This is a genomic window from Nocardioides sp. QY071, from assembly GCF_029961765.1.
Lineage (GTDB): Bacteria > Actinomycetota > Actinomycetes > Propionibacteriales > Nocardioidaceae > Nocardioides.
In genome coordinates this window covers 946487-961183 of sequence record NZ_CP124681.1, presented here as the reverse complement: position 1 = coordinate 961183, position 14697 = coordinate 946487, and the positions used below count along the sequence as shown (strand labels likewise).

The following is a 14697-nucleotide window of genomic DNA, read 5'->3' as shown; positions in this document are numbered from 1 at the left end:
CGCGCCGGTGTCGGCGGCCAGGGCGTTGGTGCTCACCGGCCCGCCTCCTTCTCCAGGGCGGCGAGCATGGTGTCGCGCCAGTAGCCGTGCTGGACGGGGTAGAGCCCCTCGTCCTCGTTCTTCAGCCCGGCCGAGATGACGCCGTCCATGCCGAGGGACGTCGCGACCTCGTCGGGTCCGGTCAGCCAGTGCTCGGCGCCGCGGCTCATGTCGTTCCAGGGCGCCGCGGTGGCGCGGAAGGTGAGCTGGCAGGAGCGGAACTCCTCCAGGTCGTCGGGCGTCGCCATCCCCGAGGCGTTGAAGAAGTCCTCGTACTGGCGGATCCGCCAGGCGCGCGACTCGGCGCTCTCGCCCTTGGGGGCGATGCAGTAGATGGTGACCTCGGTCTTGTCCGGCGCGATCGGGCGGAAGTGCCGGATCTGCGTGGAGAACTGGTCCATCAGGTAGACGTTCGGGTAAAGGCACAGGTTGCGGGAGCCCTTGACCATGAACTCGCCCTTGGCGTCGCCGTACTGCGCCTTGAGCTCGTCCAGCCGGTCCCACAGTGGGCGGTCCTGCGGGTTGCCGGCCCAGGTCCACAGGCACAGGTGGCCGTTGGGGTAGGACCAGTAGCCGCCGCCCGACTTGCCCCACTGGCCGGCGTCCAGGGTCTTGGTCGAGTTCGCGGACTCACCGGTGTTGCGGCGCGAGGTGGTGGCCGCGTAGTTCCAGTGCGTCGCGGTGACGTGGTAGCCGTCGGCACCGTTCTCGGCCTGCACCTTCCAGTTGCCGTCGTAGGTGTACGTCGACGAGCCGCGCAGCACCTCGAGCCCGTCGGGCGACTGGTCGACGAGCATGTCGATGACCTTGGTCGTGTCGCCGAGGTGGTCGGCCAGCGTGCTGACGTCCTCGTTGAGGCTGCCGAACAGGAAGCCCCGGTGGCTCTCGAAGCGGGCCACCTTGGTCATGTTGTGCGAGCCCGCGGTGTCGAAGGACGGCGGATAGCCCGCCCCGTCGGGGTCCTTGACCTTGAGGAGGGTGCCGTCGTTGCGGAAGGTCCAGCCGTGGAAGGGACAGGTCAGCGTCATCCGGTTGTCGGTCTTGCGCCGGCAGATCATCGCGCCGCGGTGCGCGCAGGCGTTGATCAGGCAGGTCAGCTCGCCGTCCTTGCCGCGGGTGATGACGACCGGCTGACGCCCGATGTACGTCGTGAAGTAGTCACCCGGGTTCGCGACCTGGCTCTCGTGGGCGAGGTAGATCCAGTTGCCCTCGAAGATGTGCTTCATCTCGAGCTCGAAGACGTCCTCGTCGGTGAAGATCCGCCGGTTGGCGCGGTAGATCCCGGCCTCCGGCTCCTCGACGACGGCGTCGGCCAGCACGCTGCCGATCCGGTCCAGCATCTCGGTCATGGGTCCTCCCGGGGGTCTGTGTCGGACGATGCCGGGAACTCAAGCACTCCGTGGCGGTCGTCACACGAGGCCTTTTGCTAGGTCTTGGCCGGGGTCGGATTCATAATTGGGAGTTATGAATCATCGAACTATTGGTCTTTGTGTTTCTGGATGGCCCGGATCTAGCGTGGTGGGACCGCGTGACGCCCACCACACAGGCCGGAGGTGACCCATGGATCTCAAGCAGCTGCGCTACTTCGACGCCGTCGCGGAGACCTGTCACTTCGGCCAGGCGGCCGAACGCCTCCACCTCGCCCAGCCCGCCCTCTCCCAGGCCATACGACGCCTCGAGGCCGAGCTCGACGTCCTCCTCCTCGCCCGGACCACCCGGCAGGTCAGCCTGACCCCGGCCGGCGAGTTCTTCCACCGCGAGGTGCGCCGCATCCTCGGCGACCTCGACGCCTGCGTGGTCGGGACCCGCAGCATCGCCGAGGGCAGCCGCGGGCTGCTCCGGGTCGGCTTCACCGGCACCAGCGCCTTCACCCAGCTGGCCCGCCTGTCGCGCATCGTCCGCGCCTCGCTGCCGGGCGTCGCGCTCGAGGTGCAGGCCGACCTCCTGACGCCGGGCCAGGTGGAGCGGCTGACCGACGGCCGGCTCGACCTGGGCGTGCTGCGCGGCCCGGTCGCCGAGCCCGGCATCGAGACCCGGTCCCTGCTGCAGGAGCCGCTGGTGCTCGCGCTGCCCGCCGACCACCGGCTCGCCGCCGAGCCCGCGCTCGAGGTCGTCGACGTCTCCGCCGACGAGTTCGTGGCCTACGCCGACACCCGCTCGGCGGTCAACGAGGCGATGGTGTCGAGCTGCCTGCGCGCCGGCTTCTCCCCTAACATCACCCACCGCGCGCCCGGCACCGCCGCACTCCTCGCCCTCGTCGCCGCCCAGCTCGGCGTCGCCCTGGTGCCCGAGTCGGTGCGCAGCATGCAGCTGCAGGGCGTCGTGTTCCGCGACGTCGCCGACGCCGCGACCATCGACCTCTCACTCGCCTGGCGCGCGGACGACCCGTCGGCCCTGGTGGCCGGCGCGCTCGACGTACTCGACCGCAACGGGTTCTTCACCGCCGCCCCCACCCCGACCAGCTCCCCGATCACCGCCTCCTGAGGACCCCATGAAGATCACCGCGATCGAGGCGATCCCGTTCCGGATCCCCTACGTCAAGCCGCTCAAGTTCGCCAGCGGCGAGGTCCACGTGGCCGACCACGTGCTGGTCCGCGTGCACACCGACGACGGGCTGGTCGGAGTCGCCGAGGCGCCGCCGCGGCCGTTCACCTACGGCGAGACGCAGCGCGGCATCCTCGCCGTGATCGAGACCATCTTCGCCCCCCAGGTCGTCGGCCTCGCGCTCACCGACCGCGAGCAGATGACCGCGCTGATGGGCCGCACTGTCGGCAACCCGACCGCGAAGGCCGCGATCGACATGGCGGTCTGGGACGCCCTCGGCCGCACCCTGGGGCTGCCGGTCTCCGAGCTGCTCGGCGGCTACACCGACCGGATGCGGGTCTCCCACATGCTCGGCTTCGACCAGCCGGCCGCGATGGTCGACGAGGCCCAGCGGATGCGCGAGGTCCACGGCATCACGACCTTCAAGGTCAAGGTCGGCCGCCGCCCGGCGGCGCTCGACGTGGCCGTGGTCCGGGCGCTGCGCGAGGGGCTGGGCCCCGACGTCGTCCTGTACGTCGACGGCAACCGCGGCTGGACCGCGTCCGAGTCCGCGCGCGCCATGCGGCAGATGGCCGACCTCGACCTCGCGTTCGCCGAGGAGCTCAGCCCCGCCGACGACGTGCTCGGGCGGCGCTGGCTGGTGCAGCAGCTCGACGTACCGTTCATCGCCGACGAGTCCGCCACCACGCCGGCCGAGGTGACCCGCGAGGTGCTCGGCGGCTCGGCGACCGCGCTCTCGATCAAGACCGCCCGCACCGGGTTCACCGGCTCGCAGCGGGTGCTCCACCTCGCCGAGGGACTCGGCCTCGAGGTGGTCATGGGCAACCAGATCGACGGCCAGCTCGGCTCGATCTGCTCCGTCGCCTTCGGCGCCGCCCACCAGCGCAGCAGCCTGCACGCCGGCGAGCTGTCCAACTTCCTCGACATGAGCGACGACCTGCTCACCGAGCCCCTCCGCATCGAGAACGGCGAGCTCGCCCTGCGCCCCGGCGCCGGGCTCGGCGTCGAGATCGACGACGACAAGCTCCGCCGCTACCGCACCGACGTCTGAACCGCACCACCCCAACCCGAGAGGACACCGCCATGACCACCGAGGTCGCCACCGCCGCCGCTTCCGGCGCCAGCGCCACCGAGCGCTTCCACTCCGACAAGTCGCCCTTCGCCGCCGTCGCCGGCACCCCGCCCGAGCGGGTCGACCGCCTCGCCCGACGCGTGCTCGACGCCGTCTACCAGACCGTCCGCGACGAGAAGGTCACCTACGACGAGTTCAACGCGCTCAAGGCGTGGATGATCAACGTCGGCGAGGACGGCGAGTGGCCGCTGTTCCTCGACGTGTGGCTCGAGCACGTCGTCGAGGACGTCAACACCGCCCACCGCGAGGGCAACAAGGGCTCCATCGAGGGCCCCTACTACGTCCCGGGCGCCCCGGAGCACGGCAGCAAGGGCACCATCGAGATGCGCGAGGGCGAGTCCGGCACCCCGCTGGTGTGGACCGGCAAGGTCACCTCCACCGACGGCACCGTCCTCGAGGACGCGCTGGTCGAGCTGTGGCACGCGGACGCCGACGGCTTCTACTCGCAGTTCGCCCCGGGCATCCCGGAGTGGAACCTGCGCGGCAACTTCCGCACCGACGCCGAGGGCGGCTTCGAGATCCACACGATCCAGCCGGCGCCGTACCAGATCCCGACCGACGGCTCCTGCGGCAAGCTGATCGCCGCCGCCGGCTGGCACGCCTGGCGTCCTGCCCACCTGCACGTGAAGGTGTCCGCGCCCGGCCACGAGCTGCTCACCGCGCAGCTCTACTTCCCCGGCGACGAGCACAACGACGACGACATCGCCTCGGCGGTGAAGCCGGAGCTGCTGCTCGCCCCCGTCCCCCAGGCCGACGGCTCGGTCACCGTCGACTACGGCTTCGTCCTCGACCCGGTCCGCTGATGCTCTTCTGTGTCCGGATGGACGTCTCGATCCCGCGCGACCTCGACCCTGCCGAGAGGGAGGACACGGTCGCGCGGGAGAGGGCGTACTCCCAGGAGCTGCAGCGGGGCGGCGAGTGGGCGCACATCTGGCGCATCGTCGGGCTCTACTCCAACATCAGCATCTTCGACGTCGAGTCGAACGCGCGCCTGCACGAGATCCTGTCGAACCTGCCGCTGTTCCCCTACATGCAGATCGAGGTCACGCCGCTGACCGAGCACCCGTCGGCGATCTGATGCTGCCCTCGGTCGCGGTCCGCCACCTCGCCGGCCTCCCGGGGCGGCCGCTGCTGGTCGTCGGCCCGTCGCTCGGCACGACGGTCGACCGGCTCTGGGGGTCGGTCGCGTCCGCCCTGCCCGGCTGGAACGTCCTCGGCTGGGACCTCCCAGGCCACGGCGCGAGCCCGGCGGTCGACCGGCTGACCCCAGGCTTCTCCCTGGCCTCGCTGTCCGCGGCGGTGGCGGCGGCGGTCGCCGAGGTGGCCGACGTCCCGTTCGCCTACGCCGGCGACTCGGTCGGCGGCGCTGTCGGGCTCCAGCTCGCTCTCGACCATCCGGCGCGGGTGACGTCGCTGGCGGTGCTGTGCAGCGAGGCCGCCTTCGGCACCTGGCCCACGTGGCCGGAGCGGGCTGCCCTGGTCCGTGCCGAGGGGATGGCGCCGATGGTGGCGTCCTCGCCCGCGCGGTGGTTCGGGTCCCGGGTCGGCGAGTCGGACGGGCGCCGCGCCGCCGCGGCCGCCGACCTGGCCGCGGTGGACCCGGAGAGCTACGCCCGCGCGTGCGAGGCGCTCGCCGGCTTCGACGTGCGCCCGCGCCTGGGCGAGGTGGGCGTTCCCCTGCTCGCGGTCGCCGGCGCCGACGACCTCGCGACCCCGCCGGCCGTGATGGCCGAGCTCGCGGCCGCCGTACCGGACGGGCGGTTGGAGGTGCTGCCGGGAGTCGGCCACCTGGCGCCGTACGAGGCGCCGGAAGAGGTCGCGGCGCTGTTGGTCGCCCACCTCACCTCGCCTGCACCCGCTTGTAACTAAGTGTTACGTGCCCAAAACCCGTGCCACAGCGCCGTGGTAGTAGCAACAACGCCCGGGAGGACGGAGTTCAACGTGACTGCGGACGCCGGGGGCTGGACGCTCCGACCTGACGAACCACCCGGGCGTTGTTGCTACTACCCTGGCGCTCCGACACCGAAGTCCGAGCTGTAACACTTAGTTACAAGCTCCGGCGAGCCTCAGTCCTCGTTCGCCTCCGCGAATTGCTCGTGGTTGCGGATGACCTCCGCGATGATCACGTTGAGGATCTTCTCGGCGAAGTGCGGGTCGAGCCCCGAGCTCTCCGCCATCGACCGCAGCCGCGCGATCTGGACCGCCTCACGCGCGGGATCGGCCGGCGGCATCGAGGCGCGCGCCTTGAGCCGGCCCACGGCCTCGGTGCACTTGAACCGTTCCGCCAGCAGGTGCACGAGGGCGGCGTCGAGGTTGTCGATGCTCGACCGGAGTCGGTGGAGCTCGGCCCGGGCGTCGTCAGCACTCACACCCCGAATCCTGCCCTACGCGGCGTGGTCGTTCGAGGCCAGCGTCCGACAGGCGGCACCGCGCGGCGGAGCTGTCACACGCGGACGGCACCAGCAGACCCGGCCGGCAGGCCTAGGATCCGAGGTCCCGAGAGACCTACCGAGAGACCTACCGAGAGGACGCCCCATGAGCGACGACCAGGTGATGTACACCCTCGAGCCGGACGAGCAGCCGACCCGCTGGTACAACATCGTCGCCGACCTGCCGACGCCTCCCCCGCCGCCGCTGCACCCGGGTACCCACGAGCCGGTCGGCCCCGACGACCTGGCGCCGCTGTTCCCGCCGGAGCTGATCGCGCAGGAGGTCACCGCGGAGCGGTACGTCGACATCCCGGAGCCGGTGCTCGACGTCTACCGGCAGTACCGGCCCAGCCCGCTCTACCGCGCCCGCCGCTGGGAGCAGAAGCTCGGCACCAGCGCCCGGATCTACTACAAGTACGAGGGCGTCTCGCCGGCCGGCTCGCACAAGGTCAACACGGCCGTGCCGCAGGTCTACTACAACAAGATCAACGGCATCACCCGCCTGACGACGGAGACCGGCGCCGGCCAGTGGGGCACGGCGCTCTCCTACGCCAGCGCGCTGTTCGGCGTGACCTGCGAGGTGTGGCAGGTCGGGGCGTCGTACGACACCAAGCCGCAGCGCCGCACCCTGATCGAGGTCTTCGGTGGCACGGTGCACCGCTCGCCGAGCCGGATGACCGAGTCGGGCAAGGCGTTCCCCGAGGAGCACCCGGGCTCGCTCGGGATCGCGATCTCCGAGGCGGTCGAGGTCGCGGCGCAGGACCCGGAGGCCAAGTACGCGCTGGGCTCGGTGCTCAACCACGTGCTGCTCCACCAGACCGTGATCGGCGAGGAGGCGCTGCTCCAGCTGGCCAAGGCCGGCGAGTCCGGGGCCGACCTGGTCGTCGGCTGCGCGGGCGGCGGCTCGAACTTCGCGGGGCTCGCCTTCCCGTTCCTGCGGGAGAAGCTCGCCGGCAACCAGGCGCCGCGGATCCTCGCGGTCGAGCCGAGCTCGTGCCCGACGCTGACCCGCGGCGAGTACCGCTACGACTTCGGCGACACCGCCGGCCTCACCCCGCTGATGAAGATGCACACGCTCGGCCACGACTTCGTTCCCTCGACCATCCATGCAGGTGGCCTGCGCTACCACGGCATGGCGCCGCTGGTCTCGCACGCCGTCAACGAGGGCCTGATCGACGCGGCCGCCCTGCACCAGAGCGAGTGCTTCGAGGCCGCGGTCGAGTTCGCCCGCACCCAGGGCATCGTCCCGGCACCCGAGTCGTCCCACGCCCTGGCCCAGGTACGACGCGAGGCGCTCGCCGCGACCGAGGCCGGGACGTCGCCGGTGATCGTGGTCGGCCTGTCCGGGCACGGGCTGCTCGAGCTCGGCGCGTACGAGAGCTTCCTCAGCGGCAGGCTCGAGGACGACCCGCTGTCGGACCAGGCGCTGACCGAGGCGCTGGCGAACGTCCCGGTGGTCTGAGTCGTGGGCGTCCACGTCCGACCGGCCACGCCTGCGGACGTGGACGCCGTGGTGGCGGTCGGCCACGCCACGTGGCCGGCCGTCTACACCCCGATCACCCGGCGAGGAGTACGTCCGTCGTGGCTTGGCCGAGTGGTGGTCGCCCGAGGGCACCGCGCAGGCGATCGCCGCCGGGCGGGTGCTCGTGTCCGAGTCCGACGGACACGTGACCGGCGTGGCGACGTACTCCCTCGACGGCGACGTCGTCGACCTCTGGAAGCTGTACGTCGTGCCCGCGGCGCAGGGCACCGGTGCGGGCGCCGCGCTGCTCGATGCGGTCGTGTCCGGCCCCGGCGCCGGGGCGAGCGCGATCCGGCTCGCGCACCTGGCCGGCAACGACCGGGCCCGTGCGTTCTACGAGCACCACGGGTTCAGCGAGACCCACCGCACCGCCGGCGAGCTCGGCGGTCCCGACAGCGTGTGGATGCGGCTACCGCTGCGGAAATGACGTGTGCAACGCATTTCCGGGCACCTAGCCTCGTGCGCCGGTCCGCACCCTGCGGACCCATGACACGAGAAGGGCCACGACGCAGGACACCACGATGGACAAGATCACCCCGAAGCTCCTCAGCTGGGCTTCGATCCTCGAGCAGGGCACCCGCGACCAGGCGGTGACGACGGCGAGCATGCCGTTCATCCACCCCCACCTCGCACTGATGCCCGACGCTCACCTGGGCCTGGGCGCGACGGTGGGCTCGGTCATCCCGACCCTCGGCGCGATCATCCCGGCCGCGGTCGGCGTCGACATCGGCTGCGGCATGATCGCCGTGCGCACCCGGTTCACCACCGACCAGCTGCCCGCCGACCGCCGCGTGCTGCGGGAGGCCATCGAGCGGGCGGTCCCGCTCTCGGCCGGCGCCGCCAACCGCACGATCAGCAGGGACCACACCGAGCGCCGGCTCGCCGAGCTCACCGCGCTGGCCGGGCAGGCGGGCTTCGAGCCCGGCCGGTACGCGAAGCAGTGGGAGCTGCAGCTGGGCACGCTCGGGTCCGGCAACCACTTCATCGAGGTGACCGCCGACGAGGAGCAGCGGGTCTGGCTGTTCCTCCACTCGGGGTCGCGAGGCGTCGGCAACAAGATCGCGCAGAAGCACATCAAGGTCGCCCGCGACCTGTGCGCGAAGTGGTGGATCGAGCTGCCCGACAAGGATCTCGCCTACCTCGCCGAGGGCACCGACGAGTTCTGGGCCTATATCCGCGAGATGCGGTGGGCGCAGCGCTACGCCCTGCTCAACCGCGAGGAGATGATGGACCGGGTGGTCCGGCAGTTCGCGGAGTGGGTGGGCCTCGGCTCCGCCGACGACGTCGAGCGGGTCGAGGAGATCAACTGCCACCACAACTACACCGAGCAGGAGCGCCACTTCGGGCGCGACGTGTGGCTGTCCCGGAAGGGTGCGATCAACGCGGAGGAGGGCCGGCCCGGCCTGATCCCGGGGTCGATGGGGACGGCGTCGTACGTCGTCAGCGGGCTCGGGAACCCGGTCGCCCTCAACTCGGCTCCGCACGGTGCCGGGCGGGAGTACTCCCGGTCGAAGGCCCGCCGGACCTTCACCCGCGACCAGCTGCGGGAGGCGATGGCGGGCATCGAGTACCGCGACACCGACGCGTTCATCGACGAGATCCCGGCGGCGTACAAGGACATCGACCGGGTGATGGCCGACGCCGCCGACCTCGTCGAGGTCCGGCACGTGCTGCGCCAGATCGTCAACGTGAAGGGCGACTGAGCACCCGATGCGGGGGTGCCGGTGACAGCGGCCGGGGCGGTCGGTTTGAATGTCCGGATGGAGGACGACCATCCCGACGTGACCGACCTGCCCTGGCCGCTGACCGGTGCCGACGCCCTGCGCGACGAGCTGCTGGCGGCCTACGGCGACCCGAGCCGCGGGCACCACGGCACCCGCCACCTCGCCGAGGTGCTGCAGCGACTCGGTGAGCTGGCCGCCGCCGGCGCGGCGTACGACCGCACGCCGGTGCTGTTGGCGGCGTGGTTCCACGACGCCGTGTACGACGGCGAGCGCGACGCCGAGGAGCGCTCGGCCACCTGGGCCGAGGACGCGCTGCCCGCCCACACCGACGACGCGACCGTGGCGGAGGTGGCCCGGCTGGTGCGGCTCACCGAGCACCACCGCCCCGAGCCCGACGACGCCAACGGGTGCGCCCTCTCGGACGCCGACCTGTCCATCCTCGCCGCCGCGCAGGAGCGCTACGACGAGTACGTCGCCGCAGTCCGCTCGGAGTACGCCCACCTCGACGACGACGTGTTCGCCGCCGGCCGGGCCGAGGTGCTGCGGGCGCTGACCGACACCCCGACGCTGTTCCGCACGGCACACGGGCGCAGGCAGTGGGAGCAGACCGCGCGGGCCAACGTCGCGCGCGAGCTCGCCGGGCTGCCGGCCTAGTGTCCTGTCCGGTTGAAGCGCTGACATAGTCGGTGGTCCTGGTGCGTGCATCGCAAGGCGCCGGCGCGCGGCCATACCGGGTTGTCTCGCAAGCGTCGGCAACGCCGCGAGGTGCGTGCCAGGGCCGCCGAATATGGCGGCGAATCAGCCGGACAGGACACTAGTGTCCCGCTAGCGGCCGAGCTCGGCGCGGACCACGTCCGCCACCCGGCGCAACGCCGCCAGCCGGTCGCGCTGCTCGTCGACCCAGCCGATCACCTCCTCCTTCATCGCGAGGAGCCGGTCGACGATCGCGACCAACCGGCGGGCGTCGTCGACGAGTTCCGCCACGGCGTCGAGCCCGTGCAGCGCCACGTCGGCCGCGAAGACGGCCCACCCGGCCGGACCAGCGGCCCGGGCGAGCAGCCGGTTCATCAGCCGGGTGCCCTTCTCGACCAGCTCCACGACCAGCCGTTCGACCTCGACGGCCAGCCGCTCGGCGAAGCGGGCGACCTCCTCGAAGACCGGGACGCCCAGCCGCAGCAGCTCGCCGCCGGCCCTAGCCGCGGCCGCGTGCCGCCCCAGCCGGAGCAGGTACGACGCCGCCGCGTCGCCCTCCCAGCGCGGGTCCACGGCGAGCGCTAGCCGCGCGGTGGAGCCGGCGTAGCGGGCGAGCGCCGCGTCGACGTACCCGATCGCTGCGGCGTTCTGCCGGATCCGGCGGTGATCGCCGGTCAGCGGCAGCACCACCAGCTCCTGCAGGCTCTCCTCCGGCAGCCGGCGCAGCCCCAGGCCGAGGTCGTTGAGGACGTCGATGCCCGTGTTGACCGTGTCGCGGACCCGGTCGAAGCCGCGGTCCAGGGCTCGGAACTCCGCGTCGTGGCGCAGCCGCTCGGGACCCAGCGCGGGCTCCGGCAGGGCCGGCGGGTCGGCCGTCATCACGCCACCACGGGCAGCAGGCCGACCACGCCGTCGTCGACCGCCCCGAGGTCGCGGCGGGTCGAGGCGACACCGTGCCGCAGGTCGGCCCAGTCGTCGAGCGCGAGGGACCGCAGGTCGCCAAAACCGTCGGCGAGCAGGTCCATCAGCTCGGCCAGCGGACGCAGCAGGCACAGCGGGCTGGGCTCGAAGCCTGCCCGCTGGCACACCCAGCGCCCGGCGTACGACGTCAGCTCGGCGGCCTGGCCCGCGAGCTCGGCCATCTCGTCGTCGAGCCGGTCCAGGTCGGCCCACACGGCGGACAGGGTCATGGCGGTCCCCTCTCGGTGGCTCCCGCGGTTCGGGAGCGGTGCCGGCTGCGATGCCCCGCCGGGGTGCGTCACCAAACCTGCGCACAATGGACCTGTGGACGACAGCGTGATCTTCCGTGCCCGAGCGCAGGTGCTGGCCGACCTGCAGGCCCGTGCCCTCGGTACGCCGGACTCCGTGACCCTGCTCGAGGAGGCCTGCTCGGAGCGCCGCTGGTGGCTCGAGCAATGGCCCGAGGGAGCGGCGTTCATCGCCGGCCTGGTCGCCCAGGACGTGCAGGACGGGCTCGCCGACCGGTTCGGCCGACAGGCCCGCGAGGGCCTGTGGCCGCTGTGCACGACCTGCGACGACGGGCCGGTCCACGCACTGCACATCGAGCCCGACCTCGGCGGGCCGGACCCGACCTGGGTCTGCGAGGAGTCCGGGGTGGAGGTCGCGCCGCTCGGCGGGCTCTCCTGATCAGCCGCGCAGCAGCAGGCTGACCGCGTGGTGGTCTCCGCGGTAGACCGTGCGCGACACCTCGAAGACGACCTCCTCCGCACACGCCCGGCGGTCGTGGCGCAGCACCGGCGCGCCACCCGGCACCTCCAGCAGAGCCGCCTCCTCCTCGTCCGCGGCGCACGCGGCGAGCACGTCCTCCGACCACGTCGGCCGCAGGCCGCGCGCCCCGAGGTCGTCGTACAGGCTGCCGGGCAGGGACTCGACCAGCCCGGGCACCCGACGCTCGACGAGGTACGTCTCGGACAGGCAGACCGGGCGGCCGTCGGCCATCCGCAGCCGCCGCCAGCGCACCAGCGGCGCGCCGACGCCCACCTGCAGCGCGGCCGCGAGCCCGTCGCCGGCGGGGATCCGCTCGGCGACCAGGGTCCGGGTCTCGGCGACCATGCCGCGGCGGGTCATCTCTTCGGAGAAGCCGAGCACGCCGGTCGCCGTACGACGGGGCGCGGCGACGAACGTCCCCCGACCGGGCACCCGCTCCAGCACGCCCTCCCCGACCAGCGCGTCGAGGGCCTGGCGCACCGTCATCCGCGCGACGCCGAAGCGGTCGACCAGGTCACGCTCGGACGGTGCGGCCGTGCCGGGCGCGCTGCCGGCGACCAGGTCGCGGACGTACTCGCGGATCGTCACGTGCTTGAGAGAGCGGCTCATCGACCCCCCTGGTGCCGGCGCGCTGGGTGTCGACAGTAGGGACGCGACCGGGACAGCGTCCCGGGAACAGGTGGAATTTGGCGGTTTCAATCGGCTGTTGCAACTCCATGCGGGAAAGTGGAGGTTGCGCGGATGGCAGGAAAGCGTTTGACCGCTGAGAAGCGGTCGGTGATCGAGCGGGGTTATCGAGTTGGTCTGCCGCAGCGGACGATCGCAGCGTTGGTGGGGGTACATCCCTCGACGATCTCGCGTGAGCTGCGTCGACACCGGGCTACCGGGTACGGGTCAAGGTCGGTGCGAGGCCGGATCGCGCGCGGCGGCGGCAAGGGCTACCGGAATCGATATGACGCAGCCTCGGCCCAGGAGTTCGCCGATCGGCGGGCACGTCGGCGGTGCCGGCGCCGGCTTGACCATGGCCCGTTGCGGGAGAAGGTCTGGGAACTGCTGCGGGCCGACTGGTCCCCGCAGCAGATCGCGGCGATGCTGCCGGTGATGTTCCCCGATGACGAGGCGATGCGGGTGTCCCACGAGACGATCTACCAGGCGCTGTTCGTTCAGACCAAGGGCCAGCTCAAGCGGGAGCTCACACAGCACCTGCGTTCGAAGCGGATGCAACGAAAGCCGCAGGCCAGTGCCGCAAAACGCAGCAGCATCCGACTCAGTGATGATGTGCTGATCAGCGCACGTCCCGCCGAGGTAGAAGACCGCGCTGTACCTGGGCACTGGGAGGGTGACCTGCTGATGGGCGCCAAGGGCAAGGGGTCGATCATCACATTGGTGGAGCGCTCGAGCCGGTACGTGCTGCTGGCCCCGATCCCCGGCCGGCACACCGCCGAGACGACCCGGATGACGCTGGCACAGTTGATCGCCACGCTGCCCACCGACCTGGTGAAGTCGATCACCTGGGATCGCGGCACCGAGATGGCCGAACACGCCAGGTTCAAGGTCGAGACCGGTGTGAGCGTCTACTTCTGCGATCCCTACTCGCCTTGGCAGCGCGGCAGCAACGAGAACACCAACGGCCTGCTCCGCCAGTACTGGCCCAAGAGCTCTGACCTGACTGGAGTCACTCAGACCGAGTGCGACGACGTGGCGCTGCGGCTCAACACCCGGCCCCGCATGACGCTCAACTGGCAAACTCCCGGACAGGTGCTCAACGAGGCACTCGTTGCAACAGCGGGTTGAGTCCGCCTTTTGCCGAGCGCGGCATGCGAACACCTGTTCGAATCCGGGTTATCATCGGTCCATGACGGTCGACTTCCAGACCAGCCTGTTCGACGCCGCGGCGAGCGAGGTCACCACCGAGCGGCGCGTGCTCAGCGCCGGCGCCTGGGTCGACGTCGCCCGCGACTGGCTGCCCGACGCCGACGACGTGTTCGCCACCCTGGTCCGCGACGTGCCGTGGCGTGCCGAGCGGCGGGCGATGTACGACCGGGTGGTCGACGTGCCCCGCCTGGTGTTCACCTACATGATCGGCGACGAGCTCCCCCACCCGGCGCTCGCCGATGCCCGCGAGCGACTGACACAGCGGTACGCCGCCGAGCTCGGCGAGCCGTTCCGCACCGCCGGCTGCTGCTACTACCGCGACGGGCGCGACAGCGTCGCCTGGCACGGCGACACCATCGGGCGTGGCTCCACCGACGACACCATGGTCGCGATCGTCTCGGTCGGCGACCCGCGCCGACTGCACCTGCGCCCGCGCGACCCCGAGCGGCGCGACGAGGCGTTCGCCGTCGAGATGGGCCATGGCGACCTGGTCGTGATGGGCGGCTCGTGCCAGCGCACCTGGGAGCACGCCGTACCGAAGGTCGCCACTGCCGGACCGCGGATCTCCGTGCAGTTCCGGCCGCTCAACGTCTTCTAGGTATTCGTGAGCTCGCCCTGCGAGCGCACCACGCAGAACTCGTTGCCCTCCGGGTCGGCGAAGGTCATCCACCCGCTGCCCGGGCCGCGGATGCCGCGGTGGTCGGCGACCTCCACGGCGCCGTACGCCAACAGCCGCTCGATCTCCTCGTCGCGGGTGCCGGTGCGCGGGCGCAGGTCGAAGTGCATCCGGTTCTTGCCGGTCTTCGGCTCGGGGACCTCGATGAACAGCACCTGGTGGCCGGTCTCGGGGTCGATGATCATGCACTCCTCGTGCCCAGGCTCGTTGGGGTCGCCGGGCAGGTCGGTGTAGCCGAGGACCGGCTTCCACCACTCCGAGAGCTCGTAGGCGTTGGCGCAGTCGATGGTGGTGTGGGAGATGTACGACGTCACGCACCCACCCTCGCCCGGTCC

At 71.6% G+C, this 14697-nt stretch carries 18 protein-coding genes; 12 read left to right on the top strand and 6 right to left on the bottom strand.

Translation table 11 applies throughout. From position 1 onward, the window contains the following. Positions 1-32 precede the first annotated feature (32 nt). Entirely contained in the window at positions 33-1388 is a 1356-nt protein-coding gene (gene benA / locus QI633_RS04580) for a benzoate 1,2-dioxygenase large subunit (protein WP_282428261.1), read from the bottom strand. A 211-nt stretch (positions 1389-1599) separates the two neighbouring features. Here benA and QI633_RS04575 point away from each other — a divergent pair, with 211 nt between their 5' ends. The 5 genes from QI633_RS04575 to QI633_RS04555 are packed head-to-tail and all read left to right on the top strand — an operon-like array spanning position 1600 to position 5584. Next, entirely contained in the window at positions 1600-2523 is a 924-nt protein-coding gene (locus tag QI633_RS04575; protein ID WP_282428260.1) for a LysR substrate-binding domain-containing protein, read from the top strand. A 7-nt stretch (positions 2524-2530) separates the two neighbouring features. Next, the gene (locus QI633_RS04570; RefSeq protein WP_282428259.1) at positions 2531-3634 is read left to right on the top strand and encodes an enolase C-terminal domain-like protein; all 1104 of its coding nucleotides are present in this window, start codon (positions 2531-2533) and stop codon (positions 3632-3634) included. A gap of 32 nt (positions 3635-3666) precedes the next feature. Then, positions 3667-4518 carry a catechol 1,2-dioxygenase gene (gene catA / locus QI633_RS04565; RefSeq protein ID WP_282428258.1) on the top strand — a complete coding sequence of 284 codons (852 nt, stop codon included), beginning with the start codon at positions 3667-3669 and terminating at the stop codon, positions 4516-4518. Then, the gene (gene catC, locus QI633_RS04560; protein WP_141800222.1) at positions 4518-4793 is read left to right on the top strand and encodes a muconolactone Delta-isomerase; all 276 of its coding nucleotides are present in this window, start codon (positions 4518-4520) and stop codon (positions 4791-4793) included. Before catA ends, catC begins: the two co-directional genes overlap by 1 nt. Continuing rightward, complete coding sequence (locus QI633_RS04555; protein WP_282428257.1) at positions 4793-5584, top strand: alpha/beta fold hydrolase; 792 nt, start codon at positions 4793-4795, stop codon at positions 5582-5584. The genes catC and QI633_RS04555 overlap by 1 nt, the downstream gene beginning before the upstream one ends. A 197-nt stretch (positions 5585-5781) precedes the next feature. Here QI633_RS04555 and QI633_RS04550 read toward each other — a convergent pair whose 3' ends face one another. Further along, entirely contained in the window at positions 5782-6084 is a 303-nt protein-coding gene (locus tag QI633_RS04550) for a chorismate mutase (protein ID WP_141800223.1), read from the bottom strand. Positions 6085-6250: 166 nt separating this feature from the next. Here QI633_RS04550 and QI633_RS04545 point away from each other — a divergent pair, with 166 nt between their 5' ends. The 4 genes from QI633_RS04545 (at position 6251) to QI633_RS04530 (ending at position 10044) form a co-directional block, all read left to right on the top strand. Then, positions 6251-7606, top strand: coding sequence for a TrpB-like pyridoxal phosphate-dependent enzyme (locus QI633_RS04545; protein ID WP_282428256.1), 1356 nt, complete (start codon positions 6251-6253; stop codon positions 7604-7606). 124 nt (positions 7607-7730) lie between these two features. Then, positions 7731-8093, top strand: coding sequence for a GNAT family N-acetyltransferase (locus QI633_RS04540; protein ID WP_282428255.1), 363 nt, complete (start codon positions 7731-7733; stop codon positions 8091-8093). Between the two features lie 94 nt (positions 8094-8187). After that, complete coding sequence (locus tag QI633_RS04535; protein WP_282428254.1) at positions 8188-9369, top strand: RtcB family protein; 1182 nt, start codon at positions 8188-8190, stop codon at positions 9367-9369. Between the two features lie 57 nt (positions 9370-9426). Beyond that, entirely contained in the window at positions 9427-10044 is a 618-nt protein-coding gene (locus tag QI633_RS04530; RefSeq protein ID WP_141800227.1) for a hypothetical protein, read from the top strand. 171 nt (positions 10045-10215) lie between these two features. On the opposite strand, the gene QI633_RS04525 is transcribed toward QI633_RS04530, so the two are convergent. Together QI633_RS04525 and QI633_RS04520 are read right to left on the bottom strand one after the other, a co-directional pair. Next, a complete protein-coding gene (locus tag QI633_RS04525) occupies positions 10216-10962 on the bottom strand; it encodes a hypothetical protein (protein WP_282428253.1) in 747 nt (248 codons plus the stop codon). Then, positions 10962-11273, bottom strand: coding sequence for a hypothetical protein (locus QI633_RS04520; protein WP_282428252.1), 312 nt, complete (start codon positions 11271-11273; stop codon positions 10962-10964). Before QI633_RS04520 ends, QI633_RS04525 begins: the two co-directional genes overlap by 1 nt. A gap of 94 nt (positions 11274-11367) precedes the next feature. Between QI633_RS04520 and QI633_RS04515 the strand changes: the two genes are divergently transcribed. Then, the gene (locus QI633_RS04515) at positions 11368-11730 is read left to right on the top strand and encodes a hypothetical protein (RefSeq protein ID WP_141800230.1); all 363 of its coding nucleotides are present in this window, start codon (positions 11368-11370) and stop codon (positions 11728-11730) included. On the opposite strand, the gene QI633_RS04510 is transcribed toward QI633_RS04515, so the two are convergent. After that, a complete protein-coding gene (locus QI633_RS04510) occupies positions 11731-12420 on the bottom strand; it encodes a GntR family transcriptional regulator (RefSeq protein WP_282428251.1) in 690 nt (229 codons plus the stop codon). It lies immediately after the preceding gene. Positions 12421-12552: 132 nt separating this feature from the next. Here QI633_RS04510 and QI633_RS04505 point away from each other — a divergent pair, with 132 nt between their 5' ends. Together QI633_RS04505 and QI633_RS04500 are read left to right on the top strand one after the other, a co-directional pair. After that, the gene (locus QI633_RS04505) at positions 12553-13605 is read left to right on the top strand and encodes an IS30 family transposase (protein WP_282426139.1); all 1053 of its coding nucleotides are present in this window, start codon (positions 12553-12555) and stop codon (positions 13603-13605) included. Positions 13606-13666: 61 nt separating this feature from the next. Further along, positions 13667-14284, top strand: a complete 618-nt coding sequence (locus QI633_RS04500; RefSeq protein ID WP_282428250.1) for an alpha-ketoglutarate-dependent dioxygenase AlkB — start codon at positions 13667-13669, stop codon at positions 14282-14284. Here QI633_RS04500 and QI633_RS04495 read toward each other — a convergent pair. Continuing rightward, positions 14281-14676 (bottom strand): VOC family protein, encoded by a 396-nt coding sequence (locus tag QI633_RS04495; RefSeq protein ID WP_141800233.1) that lies wholly within the window; start codon positions 14674-14676, stop codon positions 14281-14283. The two genes, QI633_RS04500 and QI633_RS04495, sit on opposite strands and share 4 nt — an antisense overlap. Between the last annotated feature and the right edge of the window lie 21 nt (positions 14677-14697).